This is a genomic window from Shewanella decolorationis (genome assembly GCF_004354305.1).
GTDB classification, from domain to species: Bacteria; Pseudomonadota; Gammaproteobacteria; order Enterobacterales; family Shewanellaceae; genus Shewanella; species Shewanella decolorationis.
In genome coordinates this window covers 378,283-405,093 of sequence record NZ_CP037898.1, presented here as the reverse complement: position 1 = coordinate 405,093, position 26,811 = coordinate 378,283, and the positions used below count along the sequence as shown (strand labels likewise).

Sequence of the window (26,811 nt, the reverse complement as noted above, 5' to 3'; positions counted from 1 at the left end):
AATTACGCCTCAACGCCTTGCTGACTGATAATATCCTGCGAGAGTGGCACCTGCGACTCACTCACATCTTCAACTAGCTTAGCCACCTCTTCAATGGTCGTCATGCCCTCGCTCAAATATTGCAGTGCCGACTCGGCCAGCGGAGTAAAATTCGGGCTTTGCATGGCTGCACGGGCAAAATCCTGTGGATTACCGGTACGCATCGCATCGATCATCTTTTCATCCAACTCTAGGATCTCAAAAATACCGATACGGCCGCGATAACCACTGCCGTTACAGCTTTGGCAGCCCGTGCCAACGCGGAACTTGGCCGATGAAAAATCCTGACGACTCACACTATTCAGCCAGGCTTTTTCCTGCGCCGTAGGCTGATATTCCACTCCACAGTTATGGCACACGCGGCGCACTAAACGCTGGGCGATAATCACCCTTAACGCACTCGCCACTAAGTAACTAGCAGCGCCCATATCGAGCAAACGTAGCGCGCTGGTCACCGCATCGTTAGTGTGCAACGTGGATAACACAAAGTGACCCGTAAGTGCGCCCCTAAGACCAATCTCCACGGTTTCTTGGTCACGCATCTCACCGACCATGATAATGTCCGGGTCTTGACGCAAAGTAGTGCGCAGCACGTTCGAAAAATCGAGCCCAATCTTATGGTTAACTTGAACTTGGTTGATCCTTGGCAATTGATATTCGACCGGATCTTCTACCGTGATGATTTTGCGATCCGCAGTATTGAGCTCACTTAAGATGCCATACAAGGTGGTGGTTTTACCGCTACCCGTAGGCCCAGTTACAAGCAACATGCCGTGGGGGCGTTTAATCTGCTTACGGATACGCGCCAAAATATGTGGCGGCATCCCAGTCTCGTTTAAGGTCAACAAGCCTGCGGATTGATCGAGTAGACGCATCACCACAGATTCGCCGTGGTAAATCGGCATGGTCGACATACGCACGTCAATCTTGTGGCCCTTGATTTCCATATGAAAACGCCCGTCCTGCGGCAGACGTTTTTCAGAAATATCTAGTCCAGCCATAAGCTTAAGTCGCAATACTAAGGCCGCGGCAATATTGACCTCGTTAAGAATGGTCTCGTGTAATTGGCCATCGATACGTTGACGGATCCGCAGGGCTTTTTCGCCGGGTTCAATATGAATATCCGAAGCGCGCATTTGCACCGCATCTTCAAAAATCGACTGCAGCAGCTTAACGACTGTGGTTTCATTATCACTATCGCTTGAGGTCAGGCTCGCCAGATCAAACATTTGATCTGCGGCATATTCCTCTTCGAGCTTACCGGCAATTTGCGCGATTTGGTCGGTACGACGATACAGGTTATCAAAGGCTTGCAGTAACTGTTGCTCGGGCGCGACCGCAACACTGAGCTTTTTAGGCGCAATTAAGTTTTCTAAATGGTCGAGCGCCTGTAAATCTGCAGGGTCGCTCATAGCCACTAATACCGTATCGCCCCGATCTTCCACCGCAAGGGCACGAAAACGCCGTGCTTGCACCTCGGGGATAAGGCTTACCACTTCAGCGGGGATTGGGCGTTTGCTGATATCCAGCAGTGGCAGATTTAACTGCTGCGACAAAAATTGCAGCAGTTGGGTTTCGGTAATGGAGCGCAGCTCAATAAGGGTTCGGCCGAGCTTATGCCCAGTCTTGCGCTGCTCACCCAAGGCTTGTTGTAGCTGCTCTTCGGTAATAATCGATTCTTGAACTAACAGATCGCCCAAACGCATCTTTAATCTGGGTTTCATTGGCTATCTCCTAGTTGTTGTAAACGTTGTTCAATAAAAGCCGTGGCTTGGCTCGACAGGCCTGAATAACTTAAGGCGGTGCGATAGGCCTGACTGGCGGGGCCAAATTGTTGCTGTGAATCGAGGGCATAGGCTAATCCCATCCACCATTTCCCCTGCTGCGGCTCCTGCTGCAATAACTTGCGGTAAGCCTGTTCAACTAACGAATATTGCCCTTGTTTTTGAGCCAAGTCCGTTTGCGCTAACCACTTTTGTCGAGCTAAAGGATGACTATCGGGAATTTGATCAAGGCTAGCAAGAGCCAGATCTGTCTCGCCCATAGCATGTTGCACCCTTGCCAATAGTAAAGCAAATTCAAACTCTTGCGGATAAAGCAATCGTCCCTGCGCTAACACTTCGGCCGCTTGCGCCAGCTCGCCTTGACCATAGTGCAGCGCCGCCAGTTGTTTGCGCGACTCATGTAAGCTCGGGTCAAGCTTGAGCGCTTTAGCATAGTAATCCATCGCCTTGACCAACTGCCCCTGCTTTTCGGCGTCCGTAGCCAACACTAACTGCTTTTGCGCGAGTTGGCTTGGGGATAACTTCACTTCTCGAATCGCCATTTGCCCCGCGGACTGAGCTTGAGCCGAAGCAGGGCTCGAAGACTTAACCGAAGCTTGGCTTGAAGCTTGAGCCGCAGCAGGCACGACTGGTTCACTCGCCTTGGCCTCAGTTTGAGTTATTTTTACTGCGCTCTGACTTGCGTTAACTTCTGCTTCATTTGCTTTTGCAGTAACCGGTTGTGGCTCAGGTTTGGGCTGCCCCGACTCTTGGGTTAATTCCATCTTGCTAGGCATTTCGCTTGAAGTGTTTGCCGCAATCGACGCTGTTGCCTGCTCACTCCTTAGCTCCACGGACGCCGCGTTTACAATGGGAGGTTGAGCAATACTTGGGGCTGAATCTGCTGATGCAGACATCTCCTTTGCTGAAGCATCTGTTGACGACGGACTAGCTTGAGTTGACGTAGTCGCTTCTTTTTCCAAAGGACGTTCATCTGTCTGCAAACTGACTTTATCCAGCTGAATTTGCGCACTCGCTACAGGATTTGCATTGTTATCTGCGACGCTCTTTACGCCATAGGTCGCCTGAAAGGCATATACCGATAATCCGCCCACCAGCAGCGACACTAAACTGATAACTAACCATTTACGCGATGAATTGGGGCGCCCTAAATACTGCGCCTGATGCGCAGCGACATTGCTAAGGGAATGCCCCTGCTGACGCTTATCGAGATCCTGCAGCATCTTGTTGATCACACTCATGCGGAGCCTCCCCACAACTGTTGTAGGTTAACGCCAGATGCCAGCCACGCCCCAATCGCCGCTGCACATGCTATCAGTACGAACGCCATATAGGCCGGCCACCTTTGCGAGCTGCGACTGGCATCTTCGGTATCCTGTATCGCGCCCTTGATGTGGGACATATGTACTTGCGTTGCGCCTTCGCCAAAACTAAGCATTAGGGCCTTATGGGCTAAAATGTTGATTAATCTTGGAATACCACGTGATGCCTCGGCAATTTTACGGGTGAGTTTAGGGCTGAATAATGCTTGCCCCGCATAGCCAGCCACCGCTAAGCGGTAACGAATGTACGCATCGGTTTCATCCCAAGTTAACGGCCGCAGACTGTAGCTAAAGGTGATGCGCTGCCGCAGTTGCCTAAAGGCTTGGCGCTTTAATCGCTCATCCAACTCGGGCTGACCAAATAGCACCACTTGCAACAGCTTACGGCTCTCGGTTTCAAGATTGGTAAACAGTCGCAGTGCTTCGAGGCTCTCATCGGGCAAGGCCTGCGCTTCGTCCAGCACTAATACAATGGCGTGACCATGGGCGCTCAGGGCGAGTAATTGTTGCTGGATAAGTCCGGTGAGTTGCTGCTGATCGATTTCGCTGGTGTACTTTAATCCAAGTTCATTGGCCACCGCCCAGCGCAGCTCGGCGGGGGTGAGATAGGGATTAGGAAGATATGCACAATGGAAGCCCTGCGGCAGCTCATTAATCAACTTACGGCAGATTAAGGTTTTGCCCGTGCCCACTTCGCCGGTGACTTTGATAAAACCTTCCCCGGTTTGTAGGGCGGTCTGCAATACTTGCAGCGCCTCTACGTGCGGGGATAACCCGAAAAAAAATCCGGTATTAGGGGTTAACGAAAATGGCGTTTGGCTGAGTCCAAAGTGCTTCAAATACATGAAAGCTTACTTATTTTCTGGATACCAACGGTCGAGTAAGGTCTTAGAACGCTCTAACTCGTTTTTCCAAGTATCATTGCCTACTACGGTCGGCTTTAACATGATAATCAACTCGGTTTTCTTCTTCTGCTTGCTGCGGTTTTTAAATAATTCGCCGACGAGTGGAATATCACCGAGCAGCGGCACCTGAGAGACCACTTCGGTATTTTCGCTCTTCATCAAACCACCGATCACCACCACATCGCCAGAAGCAGCGCGGATAACGGTATCGGATTCGCGGATCTCGCTCTGTGCTAGCGGCAGTTCTAAGGATTCGCTGCTGACCTTAATGTCCTTGGTTTGTTCTTTAACATCGATAACCGATGGGTGAACATGCAGTAACACATTACCGTCTTTGTCGATTTGTGGAGTCACATCCAATGCGATGCCCGAGAAGAACGGCGTTAACTCTACCTGAGGGGTGGTCACAGGCGTGGTGCCCGCCACTGTGGTCGATGACACGTCAGTGACAAAGTACTCGTCGGTACCGACTTTAATCACCGCTTTTTGGTTGTTCGACGCTGTCACCCTTGGGCTGGATAACACGTCCACATCGCCTTGGGTGTCGAGCAGGCTAATCATGGTATTGAAATCTGAGCCTTTAATGCTTAAGGACGTCACGCCACCGAGGGAAGCGGTGATTTTATCGCTTAAACCTGCGCCCGCAGAGGTGCCAAAATTGATATTGGTATTTCCCACATGCCCCAGCACATTTTCCCACTGAATACCTTGCTGATAACCATCTGACAAAGTGACTTCGAGGATTTTTGCTTCGAGGATAACTTGGCGTTGCAAATGGCTCTCGGCGGAATTTAAAAAGGCACGAACTTGGCGCAGCTCATTAGGATAGGCACGAATTGTCACTAATCCCGCCTGTGGCGTCACCACCACCTGACGACCACCGCCAGTGTCACCAATAATGGCGCTCAAGGTTTCTTTCAACTCGCCCCAAAAATCGGTCTTAGTGCGCGAGCGAATAAAGGTGCCGTTAGTGCTATCGCTGCTGTTATTGTTACCGTAATTACCGTTGTTCGAGTTGTTATTATTGCTGTTATTGCCAGCGTTGCCGTTGTTCGAATTATTGTTATTGGAGTTATTGTTATTCGAGTTGTTATTGTCAGAAATCCGCCCCGAACTCACAGAGGTCAGCGATAGACCATCACGCTCCATGTATAAGTAATTTAATGGGAAAGTCTCTGTTCGCATGCCCGCTGGGAATACGCGCAGGATACGCCCTTCACGGCTTACCTCATAACCATAAATATCTTCCACCACTTGAATGGCTTCGCTCAGGGTCACGCCTTTGAGAGACAATGAAATCGTGCCCTGCACATCGGGATGCACAGCCACGCTAAAGGGGGTGCCCTGCACAAGACTGGGGAAAAACACCCTCGCATCCACATCATGGGCAGACACATCGATACGACGCTCTGTCTCCATTGGCGGGGTTAACCCACCCATCATGGTATTGGCGTTTAGTTCACGCTGCACCGCATCGGGCATTGCAGCCGGTGGTGGAGGCGTTGGCTGACTCGCGGTTTGCATCGAGGTGGCCAGCGCTTCTTTTGAGGCAACGGGCTGCGGTCTATCCGTGGTTTGGCAGGCCATAAGGCAAAGCGAGAGTAGAGGCGTGATATATTTAATGGCTGTCATCTGAGTGTTATTCCCTATCTCTCTATTATTGCTTGAAATAATGCTAATTTCCGTCCGTCAGACAAGGAGACTGACGAGGGGGTGATACGCACCACTTTAACCCCTTGGATGCTATCTCCCACGGACACAATCTTATTGTTGATCACGGCATAGGCCGTGTTGCCCGAGCTGACAATGCTGTTGAGCACTAGGGCTTGATTTGGGTTCTGAGTCACGGCGCCAGCGGCCGAGTAGCCTTTGCCAGGTAAGGTCGGGTCCCTTAAGGCTTCGGCCGAGGCTTGGGCCGACAACCCCAATAATGCGATCAAAATATAAGGCTTATTTAGCGACACTGATAAAGTCCTTATTGATACTCAAGGTATAAAGCTCAATATCGATTTTCCCCTTAGGATAATCGGCCACTTTATAGTCGAGTCGTTTCCAGTAAAGTTTGTCGGGCATAGCCTCTACCGCTTCAACAAAGCGCAGCACAGAAAAATAATCCCCCTCCAAGCTCATGCGTATTCCATGGCTGTAGAGATTTAGCTTTTTCTCTTCACCCACGGCAAGGAGTGGCACGGGCGTAACCGAGGTAAACTTAAGTAATTTAATACCTTGAACCTGCCCAAGCAGATTGCCTAATAGCTCAGGCATATAATCGGCGGGCACCATATCCACCATCTGCTCGCCTAGCTGAGCATCAATCTGTTGATTTTGTTGCTGTAGCAAGGTTAAACGCTGGCGATAGTCCTGATTAGGATCCATAGCCAATCGCTGCTGATATAACTCAAGCTGCTGCACCGAAACCTGATTTTCTTGCTCTATGGCATTTAACTGCTGCGCTGTCGAATGCTGTTGTTTCCACAGCGACTCGATAGGCATATAGGCAGACATAGCGACCAGCACTAACACGGCGAGAGCGATAAGCCCGCGCTCACGCTGACTAAGAGCATCAAACTTTTGCGCTAACTGTTCAAATTGGGCTTTCATCGCGCTTGCTCCTCTGGGGTCTCACTCGTCAACGTGAAAGCCAGTGGTTTATCCTCACCGCGATCCATGGTCATAGACGAAAAAGCCTGACCTTTTAAGGTGTTGGTTGTTTTTAACTTGCCCACCCATTGCGGAATGCTCTGCGGATGTTCGGCAAAGCCTTCAAACATAAAGTGCTGCTCGTTAATCACAATATGATTCAGCCAAACACTCGCATCAGCCACCATAGCTAAATCCTTCAGCACGGGCGCAAAGCCTCGGCTGGTGAGCGAGGAGCGCAGTGCCAACTCATTCATTAATAATTGTTTTAACTCGATCTGCTGTGACTCTAGCTCGACCCGCGCGACTAACTCAGGATCGGGTTTACGGGCGGCGATTTGTGCTTCAAGCTCCGCTTTTTGCTGATCGAATTGCTGTTTTTGCGCAGAGGCTTGGCTTAACGCCCGCTGAGACTCGGCTAATTGCCAATAGCTAAAGGCCGCGAGAATCGCGCAAACCAGCACTAAGCTCAATGCATAACCCATTAATTTAGAAAAGGTTAAGCTCTGCTTTGGAGGTAATAATGCCGCAGAATATAGATTGACTCTCGATTTGATCACTCGGCACCTCGTGAAAGTTCACTAAAGGCTAATCCCGCCATGCTCGCGCCTACGGCACGCTTATTAACTACATTAACGGCTTGGTTAAAGTTGGCTGATACTAACTTAGCCAAGGCATCGACGGCGCCGTCGGCGAATAATTCAATTGAGGCAACCGGAGGCTGGCGCAATTGGCTCTCAAAATAATCCATAGACCGCTGAATTTCTAGGCTTAAGTTATCTGCCAACCCGTAATTAAGCTCGTCCACTTCCGCTTTATCCAGCCCACTAAAACCACGCACTCGGCGTTGCATATAAAGCTGACCCTGCTTGACCACAGTCAGCAATAACTCTTGCCCTGAGTGATGGCTTACCACCAATCTCGCCTGATTATCCTCATCAAACAAATTGGTCATCGCTAATTCTTCGATGCTAATGCCGAGCACGCTTAAACCATGCTCACTGATAGCCTGCACCATAGCACGTAATTTATCTTTATCGACGACAACCACACTGAGCTTATTGCTCGGTAGGGGCGATTCAAAATAATCCAAGTGAATTTGCGGCACAGGAATAGTGACCATGTCTTTGATAGACCAGAGTAAAGCTTGGGATAATTCATCACTGTCGACATTGGGTTTGTCGGCTACGAGCAACTGGTAGCGGCCACTGCCGAGGACGATTTGTAAGGATGCGTGGGGAAATGCGCGGGCAAGTTCTGCAAAGGTCTGTTGCCATTGGTCTTGTTGCAGTTCGAAGGAAATCCATTGCTCCGCATGACTTCCTGTCGCAGGTGCATAGACCCACAACCTATCGGCACAGACATAGACACCGAGCATCGCGCCAGCCTGTTTGGCTCGCCAAAAGGCCAACCGAGCAAAAAGTCCTTTATCCATAAAAATGCCTGTCTTCCGATAAAGTTAAAGCTTGAGTCATAAGCCCATCAATAGAGCAATATCCAAAATGCGAGGAATAAAATCCAACCGAGTTTGGAATGAAAACCGCATATTAAGCGTCATAATTTTGGCACAGGCTAGTTTAGCCGCTAATCTGTGAATTTTATAGAGAAATCCGACAATTCGGCCCTATTCTTCCACAGTGATCACATACAATGAGGGAAAATTTACCCGCTATTGCACCTCAATTGGGTCACTAAAATACATGCCCTGAGCCATCCCGACACCGAGGATTTGCAAGGTTTGCCACTCTTCAAATACTTCAACGCCCTCTGCACAGACTTGCACTTCAGTACGATATAAACCGCCAATAAGACTGCGGATAAATAATTGATTTTCAGGTCGTAAATGAATATGACGCACAATTGATCTATGCAGTTTTATCATGTCGAAATGGCATTCACGAATATAGTAAGTGCCCACCACCTGCTGACCCACATGGTCGACGCACAGACGCGCACCCATCTTACGGATCATATCCAGCTTAGGCTTAAGCTTATCTTGGTGCTGGATAACGATATCCTCAGACACCTCAAAAATCAGTTGTGGCGTCAGGTGGCGATATTCAAGCAAGGTGGTTTTAAGCCATTGGGTAAAGGCACGACTCATTAAGGTATCGAGGCTCAAATTCACACTATAGACTTGATCTTTATGTTGTTCCTTAGCCAATAACCCCAGCACTCGCTCAATCATTTGCCGCTCAATCTGAGGCATCAAACCGCATTTGTTTGCCATAGGAATAAAGAGCGTCGCTCGCACTAACGCCCCTTGGTTATCCCGAGCCCGAGTAAAGATTTCCTTGTGATGTTCAACGCCGTCGGAATCCATCACAGGTTGGCTAAAGGGATAAAAACGTCGCTGGACTAAGGCATTTTCGAGGAAGCTGCGCCAACGCACCGAGCCTTTGGCAAACTCCTCATCAATCGCCCCCTTATCGTACATAAACCAATTACTGTTACCTTGTAACTGCGCGGCGCGTAATGCCATATCGGCTTCATCGAGCAGCTGATTAACATTATCTCCCGCGGTAAAGTAAGCGCAGCCCAAGTGATAAAAGTTATCTTGATTCTCTACATCATCGGGCAAAGGTTGACTCAAACAGACTTTGAGTAATTTACTGGCAAGCTGATCGGCCTCAATTAAAGACACATGGGGTACGACAATCGCAAATTGGTTATGGGAGCGACGTGCAAAGATACTGTTGGGTAAGGTCTGCAAAATGGAGTTAATGCTGTTAACTGTTGCATGGAGCAACTCTTTAACGGCACTCTCTCCTTTTGTCTGTTGCAGTAAGTCGAGGTCGTCCATCTCCAACAGATAAATCACGCCGTGGGCCACCATACCTTGATCATGGCTCATGGCATCGAGACGGTTATTTAAAAATAGCCGATTACCGATACGAGTTTGCGCGTCTAAAAAAGTATTGGAGCGAATAAACTTATCGAAACGACCACGTTCCTTATGGGCATCCTGCAGTTCCTCAAGCAGTTTGGTTAAGGCTCTATTGATCAGCCTTGGCTTACCATTACCAGGAGAGGCGAGTGCTTGCTCATGCTTGCCTTGCAAAATAAGCCGGCTGCGTTCAGCTAGTTCTTCGATACCATCCAACTGCTGCGAAAACCATACATGGCCAAAACGCACCAAAGCAATAACAGCCAACAGCCCCACACCTAAAATAAGCAGCTCATACCAACTGACACTGTAATGCTCGAAGGGTTGTGGCAGCGTGAGGGTCATATTCAGCCCCGATTTGGGATCGAGTAAATGGTTATACACCATGGCATTTTGCGTATTCACATTGCCCTGATAGGCAAAAAGCACTTCGCTCTTCATGGTCAAACGGAATTCGACGGCATTGTACGCCAGCAGCATCGGCGGCAACCAAGACTCTAATTCCCAATCGGGTTGAGTTTGATAATGTTCAATCAAAAGGGATTCAAGTTCAGACACTTTTTGCTGTTGAAATTTATAGGTCAACTGCACAAAGCTCATCATGGCGCTGAGTAAAAAGACAAAGGCGATAGCAGCCAAAGACATTAACCAAAAACTGGTCAATTTAGTTGTTAACATTCGAGTGAATTTCATCGAGCCGCTATCCTGCAGGATTATTATAATTATTGGAGCACTATTAACACGAGTTAAACAAATGCTACTCAAGATTATTCAGTAGCATAAGCCAAAAGGCAACCAAGGATTTTGCTTCAAAGACGCTGAAAATAGCGTAAATTGCAGAAATTTCATCCGAGGATAAAACAAAAAAGAGGCTAATTAGCCTCTTTTAGATTAGTTGAGCTAGCGCTTAATCCGCATAGTGTGGCAGCGTGGTGATTGCCGCAACCCCCGAATCAATCGCGGCTTGCGCGACCGCACGGGCAACACGAGGTAACAAGCGTGGATCCATTGGTTTTGGCAGCACATATTCAGGACCAAAACTTAATGAACTCACCTTTGGATAGGCCTTCAATACGCTCGCGGGGACTTCTTCTTTTGCTAATGCAGCAATCGCGTGAACCGCGGCCACTTTCATCTCGTCGTTAATGCAAGATGCACGTACATCCAAGGCACCACGGAAAATGAATGGGAAACACAGTACGTTGTTCACTTGGTTTGGATAATCGCTGCGGCCAGTACCCATGATTAAATCGCTGCGCGTCGCGTGGGCAAGCTCAGGTTTGATTTCAGGATCTGGGTTTGAACAGGCAAAAATCACCGGCTTATCCGCCATAATGGCCACTTCTTCAGCGCCAATCACGTTCGGGCCAGATAAACCTAAGAATACGTCGGCACCTTTAATCACATCTTGCAAGGTGCACTTGTCGGTATCGTTTGCAAACAAGGCTTTATATTCATTCAGATCGGTACGACCCGCATGGATAACGCCTTTGGTATCTAACATATAGATGTTGGCGCGATTTGCACCACACTTAACCAACATGGTCATACAGGCAATAGCCGCTGCGCCTGCCCCCATACACACAAAGGTCGCATCGCTGATCAGTTTACCTTGGATCTCTAAGGCGTTGATCATGCCAGCGGCAGTCACAATGGCGGTGCCATGCTGGTCATCGTGGAACACGGGCACATTACAACGCTCAATCAATTCGCGCTCGATAACAAAACATTCAGGCGCTTTGATGTCTTCAAGGTTAATCCCACCAAAGGTGCCAGCGATAGCCGCAACTGTGTTAATAAACTCTTCAGGGGTGTTGTGGGTCACTTCGATATCGGTCGAGTCGATATTTGCAAAGTGCTTAAATAACAAAGCCTTACCTTCCATCACAGGTTTTGATGCCAATGGGCCTAAGTTACCTAACCCCAGAATCGCTGTGCCGTTAGTGATAACAGCGACAGTGTTACCTTTATTGGTATAACGATAGGCATTGTCAGGATTAGCAGCAATTTCACGTACCGGCTCAGCCACTCCAGGGCTATAGGCTAGCGCGAGGTCATGGCTCGTTTCAGCAGGTTTAGTGAGGCAGACTGCGGTTTTACCGGGAACGGGGAATTCATGATAATCGAGTGCTTGTTGACGAATATCTGACATTTTAACATCCTGAAATGCGACATTTATAAGTATGGAAGTAAGGCCGACCAACCCAAGATCACCTCATTTACGGGCGATTTAAACAGTGTGGCAGGTCGGGGTAAGATACGCCAATTAGCTCAAATTTTAAATAAGATATTGAGAATTTTCGCCTTTGCGACAGAATCATCGCCCTAAGCCAAGTTTTATAAACTTATCTCTGCCGATAAAGGATGATTACCCGTTTAATTTTGTAGGAAATAAACGAACATAACCCACTAAAACAATGATAAATAGCCCACAAAAAACAAAAAATGTTGGCTAAATTACAATAGAGATAAGTAACTCAGTTATCTTATAGTTAATTGCTATAAATAAGTCGATTTTTACGGTTTTAAGCACCTATTGAATGACTTTGATGCTTTTTTAAGTGAAGTCGTACCAGAAAGGCAGGAAAGTAGCGATTTTGTGCCAGAAGACCAGAAAGCAAAAAGGCGCCATAGGCGCCTTTTTTAGAAACATTGCGAATGCAATTATTTCTTGCCAAGCATACCGAAACGCTTGTTGAATTTGTCGATACGACCGCCTGTATCAACAACTTTTTGTGTACCTGTGTAGAATGGGTGACATGCACCACAAACGTCTAAGTGCAGGTCTTTACCTACAGTAGAGTTTACTTTAATTACGTTGCCACAAGTACAGTTTGCAGTGATTTCTGCGTATTCTGGGTGGATACCTGGTTTCATTGGGATTACCTCAAATGTAAGGCCATGTCGCTCTTCCAACCCGAAGTCGGACACCACATGCAGTTAATAACGATATGTTAGGGCGCAGAATACTACAGTATCGTCCACGCAGACACAAGTAGATTATCTGAGCATTTTTACGATAATCTACTCGTTCGCTGACGCTTACCTTCCCGCTTCCCGATCTTCAAAACTTGTCTTAGCCGCCTGCGCATCGGGATAACGCGAAAGTATCTCGGCCGATGGGCAATAAAGCGTGGCATCTTTCTTCAACGCGTTAATCCGATTCTTCGAAAAGGCCTTAGGATTGGCATCGTGAATCGCCAACATGGCACCATAGACACTCACTTTCCATTCAGGGGCATAACGATTGGCAATGCGCCATAACGTTTCGTTGTGATAATCCAACATACACTCACCCGAGTTTGTTGCATTGGCATTTGTCGAGCTAGCAATCTTAGTCACTTCGGCTGTCTTAGCTTCAGACACATCAATCCCATTTATACTCTTATCAGCTTTTACCATATCTGCGTTTGCAGATGAGACTTGGGCAGCCGATGGTTCGGTCGATGACTTAGCTAAAGAAGGTTCTGTAGACGCACTCGAAGCTGAGGATGCTTTCGCGTCAGGCTTATCCTCTGGGAAGGTAAATCCAGAAGCGCGGGGCGCAGCAGCATCGTTTACTGTCACAGCAGCTACAACAACGGAAGCAACGGGCACAACAGGCGCAACATCGGCTTCTGCGGTAACTAAATTCACCTCTTGCACAACCTTAGTTGATTTAACTATGGTTTTATCACTTTTAGCAGCGCTTGCCGCCAACTGAGTAGTTTCGGCTTTGGCTGCTTTGCTTGATTTAACAACCGCCGCTTTTGCTTGCGATACTGATGACTCCGCAGAGGAAGCATTATCAAACAGTGGCAGGTTTTTCACTTCATACCAACGGTCGACACGATATTCACGTACCAACAGCCGTGCCTTAGGATCGGTCACATCCTCCACCCCCGTTAGCAAAACCAAGAAACGGTTAAGCTGCTCGGCCATAAGTTTTTCTTCACCGCCTGACTGATGCACCGCAAATTCGAGCCGGGTCATATCCTGATTATCGGCGATCACATTGACGCGCATTTTAGGGTAAGCACCCAATTCAAACATGCGGCTGTTGATGCTCACATGGGAAACTTGCGCCTGCACACAAACGCTGCACATTAAGGCGAATAGTCCTAATGATTTCGCTATTTTAGTCATTTACTTACTCTCAACTATCCTTGGATAAACTGTCATTAGGACTAGCCCTCGCTAGCCGTGCTGAGTACACTAAACCTCATTTCCCTTAAGACTCGACCTGCATATGTCACTGTTTGTTGAAGTTGCGTTACCTGTGCCTATGCGGCAAAACTTTACCTATCGAGTCGATACCGATGAACACGCTAATCAAAGCCCCCAACAGCCTCAGATTGGTATAAGAGTAAAAGTCCCCTTTGGACGCCAGCAACTGATTGGCCTTGTCACCGCCATCACCGACAGTTGTGAACTAGCCCCTGCGCAACTCAAATCTGTCATAGAGTTTATTGATGACGCGCCCTTATTGCCAGAATCGCTTTATAAATTAACCCTCTGGGCAGCAAGATATTACTTTTGCAGCCAAGGGCAAATGCTGACACAGGCGCTCCCCGTGGCGCTGCGTAAAGGGCTTGATGCCGCGCCGCAAAAAATTCAGTACTGGCAAATCACAGAGCTGGGCAGCAATATTGCGCCTGAGACATTAAAACGCGCCCCGGCGCAAAAACGCTTACTCGAACGCTTACAGCAAACCAGCCTGACGCAGGAAGACGTCATCAGTTTAGAACTGAATAAAACGGCGCTTAAAACCTTAGAGGATAAGGGCTGGATTGCCAGACATGAGAAACTCGCCGAGCTCAATCTCGATTGGCGCAGCCAACTCGAACTCGATGAAACACCCCACAGGCTAAATAAAGAACAAGCTATTGCCGTAACAGTATTAACCCAACAGCAAGGATACCACTGCACTCTGCTCGAGGGCATTACCGGTTCGGGTAAAACCGAGGTCTATTTAGCCGTACTCGAACATATCCTTAAGCAGGGTAAGCAAGCGCTGATCCTGGTACCTGAGATTGGCTTAACACCGCAAACCATCAACCGTTTTAAGCGCCGCTTTAAAGTCAATGTGGCCGTGCTGCATTCAGGCCTGACCGATAACCAGCGCCTCGAAGCTTGGCGACAGGCTCGCTGCGGCCAAGCTGCCATCATCATTGGCACCCGCTCTGCCCTGTTTACGCCCATGGCTTTTCCCGGCGTGATTATCCTCGACGAAGAGCACGACAGCAGCTTTAAACAGCAAGAAGGCGTTGGCTACCACGCCCGCGATCTTGCCGTGATGCGTGGACATTTAGAATCGATCCCAGTGATTTTAGGTTCGGCGACGCCCTCGTTAGAAACCCTACAAAATGCCCTCAGCGGTCGTTACCATCACCTGCAACTTGGGGAGCGTGCGGGTAATGCGAAAAAAGTGCGCCAAGGGATTATCGATATCAAAAACCTGCCCCTCAAGGCGGGGATGTCGGCGCCACTCATCAACGAAATCCGCAGCCATTTAGAGGCTGGGAATCAGGTATTACTGTTTTTGAACCGCCGTGGCTTTGCACCTGCACTGCTGTGCCACGAGTGTGGGCACTTACACGAGTGTGACCGCTGCGATGCGTTTTTTACTGTGCATCAATCCCTTGGCGAGATCCGCTGCCACCACTGTGGCAACCAATATGCCATTCCAAGGCAGTGCCACAATTGCGGCAGCACTATGTTGATGGGCCAAGGTATAGGTACAGAACAACTCGCCGAGGCATTGCAGCAGGAGTTCCCCAAGTATCCCGTGGTTCGAATCGATCGTGATACCACCCGTCTTAAAGGCTCGCTCGAAAGCCACTTAAGCGCAATTCATAAGGGCGAGTACAAGATCTTGGTCGGCACCCAAATGCTTGCCAAAGGACACCACTTTCCAGATGTGACCCTTGTGGGATTACTGGATGTCGATGGGGCGCTCTTTAGCGCCGACTTTAGGGCGCCTGAGCGCTTCGGCCAGCTCTATACTCAAGTCGCTGGCCGTGCTGGTCGCGCCAACAAACCCGGCACTGTGTTGCTACAGACCCATCAAAGTGATAACCCGATACTGAGGGATTTACTCCACCGGGGTTATGGCGAGTTTGCCCGCAGCCAATTAAAGGAGCGGCAAATGGCGCTGCTGCCTCCCGCTTGGCACATGGTGCTGGTGCGCGCAGAAGCCCACTCCGCCGTGGATGCCGATAACTTTCTTAGTGCGTTTGCAGCGCTGCTGCCCCAAGATAAAGAGTTTGAAATCATAGGCCCAATGCCATCGCCTCTCGACAGAAAAGCTGGCAAGTTTCGCCGCCAATTGATGTTTCAAGCCAAGCACAGACATAGATTACAGCAGGAGTTTGAGCGTATTTATCCCCTCGTCGAACAGCTACCAGAGGCCAAACGTTGTCGCTGGAGCCTAGATAGGGATCCGCAGGATCTGTTGTGATTCAATAATTTGATAAAAAATCATCGGGAAGATAGCAATTAGTCACCACAAACGGCTAAAATACGCGGTTATTCCCTGTATTCATTCTTAAAGTTAGTAGCTAATTAATCCATGAAATCACATATCCAATCATTACTTGAACAAACTATCGAATCCTTTAAACAACAAGGTATTTTGCCTGCGGATTTTGAGGCTCGAATTCAAGTAGATCGAACCAAGGATAAGAGCCATGGCGATCTGGCAACCAACTTAGCCATGATGCTAACCAAAGCGGCGGGTAAAAATCCCCGCGAATTGGCGCAGCTGATCATCGACAACCTACCCGCCTCAGCCTATGTGGCGAAAGTTGAAATCGCAGGCCCTGGTTTTATCAACTTCTTCATTGATGACAGCGCCTTAGCGAACCAATTACAGGCCGCCATTAGCGATGAGCATTTAGGGATTAAGCTACCAACGCCACAAACTATCGTCGTGGACTACTCTTCACCTAACCTCGCCAAAGAGATGCACGTCGGCCACCTGCGCTCGACCATCATTGGTGACAGCGTGGTGCGTACCCTCGAGTTTTTAGGCCATAAAGTTATCCGCCAAAACCACGTAGGCGACTGGGGCACCCAATTTGGTATGCTGCTGGCCTACATGGAAGAATTGCGCGCGCAAAATGGCGAACAAGCCCAATTAGAATTATCGGATCTCGAAACCTTCTACCGCGCCGCCAAACTGCGTTTTGACGAATCGGCAGAGTTCGCGACCCGTGCCCGTCAGCTTGTGGTTGAACTGCAATCAGGTGACGAATACTGCAACAAACTGTGGCGTGAATTTAACGACATTTCCTTAAGTCACTGCCACGAAGTGTACGAGCGCTTAGGGGTGAGCTTAACCCGCGCCGATGTGCACGGTGAAAGCGCCTATAACGCTGACTTAGAGCAAGTAGTCAAAGATTTAGATGCCCAAGGTTTACTGACCCAAAGCAACGGCGCCAAAGTGGTCTTCCAAGAAGAATTCCGTAATAAAGAAGGCGAAGCGCTGCCTGTTATCATTCAAAAGGCCGATGGTGGTTACCTCTATGCCACTACCGACTTAGCGGCTATGCGTTACCGTTCGAGCGTGCTAAAAGCCGACCGCGTACTTTACTTTGTCGATTTACGCCAAGCGCTGCACTTCCAACAAGTGTTTAGCCTTGCCAAGCTGGCCAAGTTTGTCCGTAACGATATGTCACTGGAGCACTTAGGCTTCGGAACCATGAATGGCGAAGATGGTCGTCCGTTCAAGACCCGTACCGGTGGCGTGGTGAAACTGGTGGATCTGCTGGATGAAGCCAATACTCGCGCACTTGAGCTGGTTCGCAGCAAAAACCCAGATATGGATGAAGCGACCTTAGCTGAAATCGCCCGCGTAGTGGGGATCAGCGCAGTCAAATATGCCGACCTGTCGAAAAACCGTACCAGCGATTACATCTTCAGCTTCGAGCAAATGCTGAGCTTTGAAGGCAATACCGCGCCTTACCTGCTATACGCCTACACCCGCGTTGCTGGTATCTTCAAGCGTGCAACCGATATTGACTTAAGCCAAGCCAAGATCGTACTCGAACACGAAAAAGAGAAAGATTTAGGTAACAAACTGGCGCAGTTTGGTGAAATCCTCAGCCGCGTGGTCGACAAGGGCCAACCACATGTACTTTGTGGTTACCTCTATGAATTAGCGGGGGCTTTCTCTAGCTTCTACGAGGCCTGCCCAGTGCTTGCCGCCGATAACGACGAGCAAAAGCATAGCCGTTTACTGCTGTCACAACTGACGGCCAACACGCTGCAAAAAGGCCTTAATCTACTAGGTATCGAAACCCTAGAACGGATGTAAGCCATGAGCAATCGTGACTATGCCAACAGAAGACCGCAAGCGGGCGCGAAACAGCGCCCCATGCGCGCAACACGAGCGAGGCCTGCGGCTAAAAAGGCTGCGCCTCGCCGTAAACTCCCGATCCCGTTGATCCTGTTCGCCTTTATTGCCGTCGGCAGTTTTGGCTATTTTCTGTTTAGCATTAAAGATACCGCCAAGCAGGAAGCGCCTGTAGAGGTGAAAACCGAGAAGCCGACTAAGGCAAAAGAACCGGCAACGATTCTGACGCCTAAGGTGAAAGAGGCCGAGCGTCAAGCCGTGGAAGTCACTGCGCCGGTACAGGAACAACCCGTTGTTGAAGCGCCGAAGAAAGATCCGAACGCCTTGCCACCCAAGCCAAAGGAAGAATGGACCTATCTTGACGAGCTTGAGAATAAGCACGTCGAAGTAGATATTCCAGACGTTGTAGCAACCCGAGCACCACAGCAATATCAATTGCAGTGCGCCTCGTTCCGCCAAGAGTCACAGGCGAATCAGATGAAAGCTGTGATTGCGTTCCAAGGCTTAGAGGCGCAGGTCAGGCAAATTGAGGGCACATCAGGCACTTGGTATAAAGTTATCCTCGGGCCTTATGAGCGCAAACGTGATGCCGAGCGTAAGCGTCACACCTTACAAAATGCAGGGATCAATGGCTGTCAGCTGTTAGCCATTCCAAAGTAATTCCGCTCGCAAAATCAGTCTAAGCATCGCGGCGCGTGCCCCATCACGCGCCGCGATTTTTTTATCTTCTCGCCAACGGAAGTCCTACCCAAACAACCCTCTTTCGCCCCGTTTCAAACATTGAGCTAATACCAATCGTATTAAATATCTGTTCATTCAGCGGGAGCCTCACAGGTATCTCACTCCCGTGTTACATTGACTTAAAAGGGAATAACCATTTCTTCGTCAATGTGCCTTGGATTGAGATACCTGTGAGGCTCTGAACTGATTAGATATTTAATGTGATTGGTATAATTCACAATTTCATTTTATGAAATTTATAACCATCTATTTTTAAACAGTAAATTTGTTTATTAAGAAAGATTAATATGGCGTTTAATTGACCTAGATCAAACTTAGGCGTATCTCTTAATTAACAGCAAAACCTGTTGTCTACTCTTCAAAAACCAACCTCAGGGTGAAGTATTATGAATGCATTAATCGAGATTGAAGCCTCTGAATTTAGCCAACTGTTCAAAAGCGGTGACGCCTTAAGTATCCGAATGTATATGGAGCATGTACACATGCCTCTAGATGTGCAGGATAAGATTTACAACGAGATTTCGGCCTTAGCGGTGCTCGAACAAGACACAATAGCGCGCCTTATCGAAACCCATTCCCACTCTGAAATCTCTGAACGCTTGGCCTATTAATCACGGCTGAAGACGACGCGATAAGCCAATGGACGGCTGCATTGAGTTCCCTATACGCCGCGCCAGTTAACTAATATTTTTAACCTGCTTTCTTATCATAAATCCCATGCTAAACCACAAAAAATAAGGCCAAATATCACTATTTGGCCTTAGGTTTATGGGGCTTAAACCGATGAATATTTAAGCCGCAACATGGTTTATGCGCATTAAGCTTTCTCTTTTAAGCCTATGCTATTCATCCAGTAATCGAAATCGACCATATTACCGGGCAGCACCACACGGCTGGACTTCTGGCTTAAGCCATCGAGCTGCTTGAAGTACTGCTCACCAAGCTGCATACGCAGTGCATTATGGCCGCCTGGCGCGGCAATCACCGCCGCTAAACGCTCAATCGATTCTGCAGTGGCTCGCGACAGGGTTAAAATCTCCTCCGCTTTACCTTCGGCCTCGTTGATACGGCGCTGCATTTCACCTTCAGAGCGGTTTACGGTTTCAGCTTTAATACCTTCGGAGCGATTGATCTTACTCTGCTTATCACCCTCACTCTTTGCCAGTAATGCACGGCGCTCACGCTCGGCATTCACTTGCATTTCCATGGCATTTTTCACTGTCTCGGGCGGCGTGATGTTCTTAATCTCATAGCGGTGTACGCGAATACCCCACATGGCGCCCGCTTGGTCGAGCACTTCCACTACCTTAGCCGAAATCACATCCCTCTCTTCGAAGGTGCGGTCGAGATCTAAGGTGCCAATCACTGAGCGCGTGGTGGTCTGCGCCAGTTGAATTGCTGCATAACGATAGTCTGTGATGCCATAGCTTGCCTTCACAGGATCGGTAACAGAGATATAAATCACTCCGTCGACCTCCACATTCACTTCGTCACTTGAGAAACACTCCTGTGGTGGTACGTCGATCGTTTCCTCTTTTAAGTCATGGATATAAGCAACTTTATCGACAAAAGGAATTAAAGTGTGGAAACCCGCATCTAGCGTCGAGTGGTACTTACCCAAACGCTCAACAATGTAAGCGGATTTAGTCGGAACTAAGCGGATGGATTGGAACAGCTTAATCACAAATATGGCGAAAATCAGTCCCCAAATGACCATTACCGCGACATCAGTATTCAATGGGATTTCCATTAGCGTGCTCCTTTGCTAGTTGCATTATGGCCACCCACAGTTTGGGTGACTTGTTCCATACCTTCGAAGAATCCTTCGAGTTTTGCCATTTCCGCGGGGACAACCGACACTTGCGAATCGTTAAGGATCTTACCGACCTGAGCAATAAACTGCTCTTTTAACAGCATATTCATCGCATCGTTACCGCCATTAACCGCTAATGCTTGGGAAATCATCGCCATGCCTTCGGACTTGGCCTTAGCGATAATGGCAATTTCTTGCCCCGTACCTTTAGCTTCGTTGATACGTTTCTGTTTTTGGCCTTCAGAAATGTTAATCGCCTCTTGGCGTTCACCCTCTGACATATTGATCATTGCGGCCTTTTCGGCATTGGCTAAGGTGATTTCGGCGCGCTTACGACGCTCGGCTTCCATTTGTTTTTCAAGGGTATGGATCACATGGCGCGATGGGGTGATATTACGGATCTCATAACGTAAGACTTTGATCCCCCAAGGCTCTGACGCCTTATCAATCTCGCGCACTATGGATTCATTTAAGCGGTCACGCTCGGAAAAGGTCTCACTGAGTGTCAGCTTACCGATTTCAGAACGCATAGTGGTTTGTGCCAGATTCACGGCAGCTTTACGATAGTTTTCAATACCATAGCTCGCTAGTTTTCCATCCATAACCTTGAGATAAACTAAACCGTCCACTTCAAGCTGAGTGTTGTCCTTTGAGATACAGCTTTGTGGCGGCACGTCGAGCACTTGCTCACGTGTATCGTGTTTGTATGCGACGCGATCGAAAAAAGGGATTAAGAAATGGAATCCCGGTTGTAGCACAGTGCGAAATTTCCCTAAACGCTCAATGACATGCACCTCACGCATCGGCACTATCAGCATCAGCTTATAGAGAATAAACAAGACAAATAAAATGACTAAGGTAAACACAAACATAGACTCATCCTTTAGTTTTGAGACGTTGCCTGATCAACAGGCTCAACCACTAGGGCAATGTTTTCACGGCAAATAATCCTGACCACAGAGCCCGCAGCAATGATACTACCATCCCCCAATGCGGGCCATTCGCTCCCTTGGAACTCGACTCTTCCCGTCGTTTGTCCTGGACCTATGGTTTGTTTCACACGGGCGATTTGATTGTAGATATCAAGTTCTTCATCGGTGTTATCCACATGGGAGTCTCCACCAACCAATTTTTGAGTGACTTGCCGAAAGGCGAGTAATAAGACGATGGCGGAAATAAACCACAGTGTCAGGCTCTGCACCACACCTTCCACTAGGCCAATCCCTAAGGCGCCAGCCACCACTAAGCAGGCAGCGCCGAGTAGCACGACAATACCACCAGGTATCACCAGTTCGGCTAGCATCAAGATAATCCCGATAATAGACCAGACTAAAATCAGATTCGAAAACTCCATATTCCCCCCTGAAATGAGAGCATCCTGTGCAGCACTATAGCAGCAGAGTGACAGATATGCGACATAATATGTCATAAATTTATACGCCGATTTAAAAAGCACGGCAAGACAATTCACCGAGGATAATCAGGGAGTGAATTTACTCGGCACCAAAAGCTGACTTAAGTTGTTCTAAAATTAAGCACAATCAATTCAAAAAGTTAGCTTAAAATATCATCATCGATGTGTTGAACTACAAAATAAACACTAAAAATCAATAAATTAAACATCATAAAACCCACAATTTGATTATGTGATTTTCACAACAACATTCGATAAAAAACTTTGAATAATTGTAAATTTTTGCATATATTGCCCGCACTTTTTACCTAGCCCTCTGTTAGCGCCGATACAAGCTGCAAAATGTTAGCCGCTTAAGGGTTTAGCCTTCAGAGCAGGAACTGAGTACAACCTTATTAACCTCTACCCCTACAATAGGAAATAACAATGAAAAAGACATGCCTATGTCTAGCATTAATGCTTACACCTCAAGCATTTGCTGGTGACTTAGTACAGTGGTGGGATTTCAGTGCAACCGCCCTTTATGGCGAAGACTACGACTTGGCTCCTTCGGACAAGCAAACAACAGTCACACTCGAAACCGCTGGTGCATGGAAATACGGTGATTGGTTTGCCTTCCAAGATTTTATCTATTTCAAAGGCGACCACACGGGCATGGATAGCACCACCTACGGAGAGATTTCACCTCGCTTTAGCGCAAGCAAAATCCTCGGCGAAAAGATTGCCTTCGGCCCAATTACCGATCTTTCATTAGCCCTCACCTACGAAGAAGGTGAAGGCCCTGTTCATAGCTTGCTCTATGGCTTAGGGGTCGATGTTGCCGTACCTTACTTTACCTACCTTAACTTTAACACCTATCGCCGCGATGCGATGAGCTCAGGTAATATCAGTGATGGTTGGCAATTTACACCAGTCTTCAGAATCGATATTCCAGTTGGGTCAGCCAACATAGTTCTTGATGGCTTTATCGATTGGGTATTTGCAACGGACAATAGTGGTTATGAAGAGAACTTCCACTTTAACCCTCAGCTTAAATACGATTTAGGTAAGAGCCTATTTGGTGACCATAAGGCAAATAAATTGCTTGTCGGTATCGAGTACGATCTGTGGACCAATAAATACGGTGTAAAAGGGGTCGACCAAGACACTTACTCTGTAATTGCTCAGTACCACTTCTAATCTAAGTGATACTGTCCGCCTTAGCGGATATAGCCAATAAAAAAGGTGCCTAGGGCACCTTTTTTATTATTCAAATCACTCACTTTGCAGGGGAGTGTTTAGCTAAATTAAGCCAGTAGCTTCTTAGCAGCAGCCACGACGATAGAAACCGCACTGACTTCAGTTTGCTTCATTGTCGCTTCATCAGGAATTTCTTGCTGTGTGCGGTTTACGATAACGCCAGCCACACACGCCGCACGCCAACCTTGAGTCGCACACATAGTGAATAAGGTCGCTGATTCCATTTCATAGTTCAGCACGCCCATATCCTGCCACTCTTTCATTGAGCCAGCGAAACGACGGGTCACACGGCCAGTCACAGTGTCATAACGCTCTTGACCTGGATAGAAGGTATCTGAAGATGCGGTAACACCGATATGAGGTTCTACGCCCGCATCGCGGCACGCAGCAACCATCGCTGTGGTACATTCGAAGTTAGCAACCGCAGGGAACTCCATAGGAGCAAAATGTAAGCTCGCGCCATCTAAACGCACTGACGCTTGAGTCACAATCACATCACCTACATTCACATGGGGTTGAATCGCACCTGTGGTACCAACACGCAGGAAGGTATTCACGCCTAATTGCGCTAATTCTTCAACCGCGATAGAAGTCGATGGACCACCGATACCGGTAGAGCAAATCACCACAGGCTTACCGTCAGCATACGCTAAGTAGCTGGTGTACTCGCGGTGACTTGCGAGGAATGTGGCATTGTCCATTAATTCAGCAATACGTTTTACGCGCTCTGGGTCGCCAGGCACAATCGCCAAAGTTGCGCCATCGAGCATCGCTTTGGTCAAACCTAAATGAAATACATCAGCCATCGTGAAAACCCCTTTCATTTTTGATAGTAAAATTCTTATATAATCGACTTTAACCTAGTATCGAAGCGGTGAAGGTTAACTTGATCACAGAATTATCGGCAAGAAGAATTGTTCATTCGTAATGTAATTACCAAATCTATTACAGCCTGATCACAAAGATAGCAAAACTGTGATGCTTCTGTCGGCTTGTATCAATTTCGTGGATGTAAGTGTGAGCCAGATCAGACACACTCGCCACACCCTGCAATATAAAAGATATAGGTTATTGATTTATAGCTAGTTTGCTGAAATCACCCTTTAGTATTAATCTGTAGAAGGACAAATATTGATCCATATCACGTTTCATCATCGTGCCTAGGGTTAGGGTTAAGACGAAACCAAAGCATGATAAAAGACGACAAGGAGAACGCCAATGTTTCCAGAATATCGAGATCTGATTAGCACGTTAAAGACTCAAGATGCTCATTTCCAACGTAAATTCAACGAGCACAATCAATTAGATGAGGAAATAAAACAACTGGAAAAACGCGTCGGTAGTGATTTCAATCCCACGGTGAAAGAACTCAAAAGCAAAAAACTGCATTTAAAAGAAGAGATCTATCAAATTCTCAAATCCCACAGCTAAGCTTTTCATCGCGGAAAAACGAAGGGCGCCTGAGCGCCCTTTTTGTTGCCTTGCGGTCAAGATTACAGGTAGTAATCCTTCAGGGGTGGGAAACCGTTAAAGCACACCGCAGAATAAGTGGTGGTATAAGCACCGGCGGTTAACCAGTACATACGGTCTCCAATCGCTAGGTCATTGGGTAAACCATAGCTGTAGTGCTCATACATAATGTCGGCGCTGTCGCAGGTTGGGCCAGCGATAACACATTTATCCAATTCACCTTGTTTGTGAGTGAAGATTGGGAATTTGATCGCCTCATCCATGGTTTCGATTAAACCAGAGAACTTACCCACATCGGTAAATACCCAACGCTCTAATGCGGTGTAGGATTTCTTACTGATCAACACCACCTCAGACACCAGCACCCCTGCGTTAGAGATCAACGAGCGACCTGGCTCGAGAATGATCTGTGGCAAATCGTCCCCAAAATCTTCCTTCAGGAAGTGGGTGATTTGCTCGGCATACACACCGAGTTGATTGGTTTTGTCGATATAGTTAGCAGGAAAGCCACCACCCATGTTGATCATCTTCAGGACGATATTGTGCTCATCGCGCAGACGATCGAAGATGCTCTTCACTTTACCAATCGCCGAATCCCAAGCGCCGATATCACGCTGCTGTGAACCCACGTGGAATGAAATACCAAAGGGCTCTAAACCTAATTCCTTCGCCAGAACTAACAGCTCATAAGCCATCTCATTTTGGCAACCAAACTTACGGGACAGTGGCCAATCGGCGGTGTCTGTGCCTTCAGTCAGGATACGCACATAGATGCGTGAACCTGGCGCTTCTTCGGCGATCATACGTAAGTCGGCTTCTGAATCCGATGCATACATACGCACGCCACGCTCATAAAACGCACGCACATCTTGACGCTTTTTGATGGTGTTGCCATAGCTCACACGGTCAGGTGTTACACCCACGTTAGTGACCATATCTAGCTCATAAATCGAGGCAATATCAAAGTTTGACCCTTTGTCTTTGAGTAACGTCAGGATCTCAGCCGCAGGGTTTGCCTTAACTGCATAATAAACATCGGCATAAGGAAAACTATTAACCATGTCATCGTATTGTTTCGCAATGATACTGGTATCAATCACCACGAACGGGGTCGCTTTATCTTTAGCAAACTCTTCAATACGTTTGAAGGTTTCAGCATCATAATAGTCAGCAACATCAATAGATTGAAATTGGCTCATTGGGCCAGAGTCTCCTTTGGGTCAAATTATAAAAAATTGGCTTATCGGTCTTAAAAACGTGCGCAGTAAACGCTATTTTTTTATTTAACGCAACGAATTTTTATGCTTAATAACTAACTTTTTATTCTTTGAAATTTTAAGGAAATACCGAAGATCAAAAATGATCATAAAAACAGATAATTATGCATAAGAGCACAACAGAGAATGTTGACGTTTTTGAGTTAGAAAAAATGAATTTTTTGCGACGTCAATCCAAGCTTATACAGCTAAGGATTAACCGAGCGGAAAAAAGAAGTAAAACCTGACGCCCGATTGAAGAGTTCAACCCAATCTTAGCGAATCCAAAGTCATACAGCTAAAGGACGAATAACAGAGTTGAGGAGTAAGCCTCCTCAACTTTAACGGCATAAATATTATTGCTGCGACTCGTTTAGTTTCGCTAAGGCTTGGCCTAGAGCTTCACTCGAATCAAAGTAGGCAATATCTTGAATACTAAAGTTATTGAGCAAAATCATTGTTGCCATATCTTTAGTATCGGGTAACAGGCGGCTGATCTCACCTTCCCGGTCCAAGCCAATGGCAAAGGGCAATTCCTGCATTTGCGGCACAGCGACAAACTTAGCAATCAATGATGGCATACCACTGATATCCGCCACATAGACTAAATGCGTCGGAAACTTATCTCCCGCCAATGGTGTAAGCGTTTCTTTAATAATATCGCCGCCTTTCATACTGCGGCTAAAGAGCACCACTTTGGTTTCGTTGGTCACACTGACCACTTGCTCATTTTGATCCTGTAAAGTAATAGGATTGATCGCATCACCAGCAACATAACTCGCCGCTAAGGCCATCATGGGAGTGAAAAGGAAGGACAGGCACAACAACAGCTTTCTCATAAACACTTACTCCATTTTTAATACGGGCAATAGCATACCCGAGTCTCGCAACCCACTCATTTAATCCGCCCCATTACATGATACGCTTCACAATGCATGACAAATACGCCTTTCAACACAATTGTAC

The 26,811-nt window shown here is 47.6% G+C and carries 24 protein-coding genes; 6 read left to right on the top strand and 18 right to left on the bottom strand.

The window, feature by feature from the left end:
- Positions 1 to 2: 2 nt before the first annotated feature.
- The 12 genes from EYR25_RS01795 to EYR25_RS01740 all read right to left on the bottom strand — a co-directional run bounded on the left by EYR25_RS01795 (position 3) and on the right by EYR25_RS01740 (position 13,702).
- On the bottom strand, positions 3 to 1,763 hold the full coding sequence (locus EYR25_RS01795; RefSeq protein WP_133178313.1) for a GspE/PulE family protein: 1,761 nt from the start codon (positions 1,761 to 1,763) through the stop codon (positions 3 to 5).
- Positions 1,760 to 3,064, bottom strand: coding sequence for a tetratricopeptide repeat protein (locus EYR25_RS01790; protein ID WP_133178312.1), 1,305 nt, complete (start codon positions 3,062 to 3,064; stop codon positions 1,760 to 1,762). The genes EYR25_RS01795 and EYR25_RS01790 overlap by 4 nt, the downstream gene beginning before the upstream one ends.
- A complete protein-coding gene (locus EYR25_RS01785) occupies positions 3,061 to 3,990 on the bottom strand; it encodes an ExeA family protein (protein ID WP_023266927.1) in 930 nt (309 codons plus the stop codon). Before EYR25_RS01785 ends, EYR25_RS01790 begins: the two co-directional genes overlap by 4 nt.
- Positions 3,991 to 3,996: 6 nt before the next feature.
- Positions 3,997 to 5,682, bottom strand: coding sequence for a pilus (MSHA type) biogenesis protein MshL (gene mshL, locus EYR25_RS01780; RefSeq protein WP_133178311.1), 1,686 nt, complete (start codon positions 5,680 to 5,682; stop codon positions 3,997 to 3,999).
- A gap of 14 nt (positions 5,683 to 5,696) precedes the next feature.
- Complete coding sequence (locus tag EYR25_RS01775; RefSeq protein ID WP_133178310.1) at positions 5,697 to 6,014, bottom strand: MSHA biogenesis protein MshK; 318 nt, start codon at positions 6,012 to 6,014, stop codon at positions 5,697 to 5,699.
- Positions 6,001 to 6,651, bottom strand: coding sequence for an MSHA biogenesis protein MshJ (locus EYR25_RS01770; protein ID WP_133178309.1), 651 nt, complete (start codon positions 6,649 to 6,651; stop codon positions 6,001 to 6,003). The genes EYR25_RS01775 and EYR25_RS01770 overlap by 14 nt, the downstream gene beginning before the upstream one ends.
- Positions 6,648 to 7,250 carry a PilN domain-containing protein gene (locus tag EYR25_RS01765; RefSeq protein ID WP_133178308.1) on the bottom strand — a complete coding sequence of 201 codons (603 nt, stop codon included), beginning with the start codon at positions 7,248 to 7,250 and terminating at the stop codon, positions 6,648 to 6,650. The genes EYR25_RS01770 and EYR25_RS01765 overlap by 4 nt, the downstream gene beginning before the upstream one ends.
- Positions 7,247 to 8,125, bottom strand: a complete 879-nt coding sequence (locus tag EYR25_RS01760; RefSeq protein ID WP_133178307.1) for an MSHA biogenesis protein MshI — start codon at positions 8,123 to 8,125, stop codon at positions 7,247 to 7,249. Before EYR25_RS01760 ends, EYR25_RS01765 begins: the two co-directional genes overlap by 4 nt.
- 234 nt (positions 8,126 to 8,359) lie before the next feature.
- A complete protein-coding gene (gene csrD, locus EYR25_RS01755; protein WP_133178306.1) occupies positions 8,360 to 10,270 on the bottom strand; it encodes an RNase E specificity factor CsrD in 1,911 nt (636 codons plus the stop codon).
- Between the two features lie 214 nt (positions 10,271 to 10,484).
- Positions 10,485 to 11,729 carry a malic enzyme-like NAD(P)-binding protein gene (locus EYR25_RS01750; RefSeq protein WP_133178305.1) on the bottom strand — a complete coding sequence of 415 codons (1,245 nt, stop codon included), beginning with the start codon at positions 11,727 to 11,729 and terminating at the stop codon, positions 10,485 to 10,487.
- A 512-nt stretch (positions 11,730 to 12,241) separates the two neighbouring features.
- Entirely contained in the window at positions 12,242 to 12,454 is a 213-nt protein-coding gene (gene rpmE, locus EYR25_RS01745; RefSeq protein ID WP_011073821.1) for a 50S ribosomal protein L31, read from the bottom strand.
- A 165-nt stretch (positions 12,455 to 12,619) separates the two neighbouring features.
- The gene (locus EYR25_RS01740; RefSeq protein WP_133178304.1) at positions 12,620 to 13,702 is read right to left on the bottom strand and encodes a FimV/HubP family polar landmark protein; all 1,083 of its coding nucleotides are present in this window, start codon (positions 13,700 to 13,702) and stop codon (positions 12,620 to 12,622) included.
- Between the two features lie 103 nt (positions 13,703 to 13,805).
- On the opposite strand from EYR25_RS01740, the gene priA reads away from it, so the two are divergent.
- The 4 genes from priA (at position 13,806) to EYR25_RS01720 (ending at position 19,264) form a co-directional block, all read left to right on the top strand.
- Entirely contained in the window at positions 13,806 to 16,016 is a 2,211-nt protein-coding gene (gene priA, locus EYR25_RS01735; protein WP_133178303.1) for a primosomal protein N', read from the top strand.
- Positions 16,017 to 16,127: 111 nt separating this feature from the next.
- Positions 16,128 to 17,873, top strand: a complete 1,746-nt coding sequence (argS, locus tag EYR25_RS01730) for an arginine--tRNA ligase (RefSeq protein WP_011624980.1) — start codon at positions 16,128 to 16,130, stop codon at positions 17,871 to 17,873.
- A 3-nt stretch (positions 17,874 to 17,876) separates the two neighbouring features.
- Entirely contained in the window at positions 17,877 to 18,572 is a 696-nt protein-coding gene (locus EYR25_RS01725) for an SPOR domain-containing protein (protein WP_133178302.1), read from the top strand.
- A gap of 467 nt (positions 18,573 to 19,039) precedes the next feature.
- Positions 19,040 to 19,264 (top strand): hypothetical protein, encoded by a 225-nt coding sequence (locus tag EYR25_RS01720; protein WP_011624229.1) that lies wholly within the window; start codon positions 19,040 to 19,042, stop codon positions 19,262 to 19,264.
- A gap of 206 nt (positions 19,265 to 19,470) precedes the next feature.
- Here the strand turns inward: EYR25_RS01720 and EYR25_RS01715 are convergent, their stop codons facing one another.
- From EYR25_RS01715 to EYR25_RS01705, 3 genes are read right to left on the bottom strand one after another with little or no spacing between them, the layout of a single operon-like run.
- Entirely contained in the window at positions 19,471 to 20,403 is a 933-nt protein-coding gene (locus EYR25_RS01715; protein ID WP_023266914.1) for an SPFH domain-containing protein, read from the bottom strand.
- A complete protein-coding gene (locus EYR25_RS01710) occupies positions 20,403 to 21,338 on the bottom strand; it encodes an SPFH domain-containing protein (protein WP_011624233.1) in 936 nt (311 codons plus the stop codon). The genes EYR25_RS01715 and EYR25_RS01710 overlap by 1 nt, the downstream gene beginning before the upstream one ends.
- A gap of 11 nt (positions 21,339 to 21,349) precedes the next feature.
- Positions 21,350 to 21,820: an NfeD family protein gene (locus EYR25_RS01705; RefSeq protein ID WP_023266913.1), complete on the bottom strand. Its 471-nt coding sequence runs from the start codon at positions 21,818 to 21,820 to the stop codon at positions 21,350 to 21,352.
- Positions 21,821 to 22,306: 486 nt separating this feature from the next.
- Here EYR25_RS01705 and EYR25_RS01700 point away from each other — a divergent pair, with 486 nt between their 5' ends.
- The gene (locus tag EYR25_RS01700; protein WP_039978035.1) at positions 22,307 to 23,059 is read left to right on the top strand and encodes an outer membrane protein OmpK; all 753 of its coding nucleotides are present in this window, start codon (positions 22,307 to 22,309) and stop codon (positions 23,057 to 23,059) included.
- 107 nt (positions 23,060 to 23,166) lie between these two features.
- Here the strand turns inward: EYR25_RS01700 and udp are convergent, their stop codons facing one another.
- Complete coding sequence (gene udp, locus EYR25_RS01695) at positions 23,167 to 23,925, bottom strand: uridine phosphorylase (protein WP_133178301.1); 759 nt, start codon at positions 23,923 to 23,925, stop codon at positions 23,167 to 23,169.
- A gap of 412 nt (positions 23,926 to 24,337) precedes the next feature.
- Here udp and EYR25_RS01690 point away from each other — a divergent pair, with 412 nt between their 5' ends.
- Complete coding sequence (locus tag EYR25_RS01690; protein WP_023266910.1) at positions 24,338 to 24,550, top strand: HP1242/YdcH family protein; 213 nt, start codon at positions 24,338 to 24,340, stop codon at positions 24,548 to 24,550.
- A 62-nt stretch (positions 24,551 to 24,612) separates the two neighbouring features.
- Here the strand turns inward: EYR25_RS01690 and EYR25_RS01685 are convergent, their stop codons facing one another.
- Together EYR25_RS01685 and EYR25_RS01680 are read right to left on the bottom strand one after the other, a co-directional pair.
- A complete protein-coding gene (locus EYR25_RS01685; RefSeq protein WP_023266909.1) occupies positions 24,613 to 25,788 on the bottom strand; it encodes a type III PLP-dependent enzyme in 1,176 nt (391 codons plus the stop codon).
- Between the two features lie 413 nt (positions 25,789 to 26,201).
- Positions 26,202 to 26,684, bottom strand: coding sequence for a hypothetical protein (locus tag EYR25_RS01680; protein ID WP_133178300.1), 483 nt, complete (start codon positions 26,682 to 26,684; stop codon positions 26,202 to 26,204).
- Positions 26,685 to 26,811: the final 127 nt, after the last annotated feature.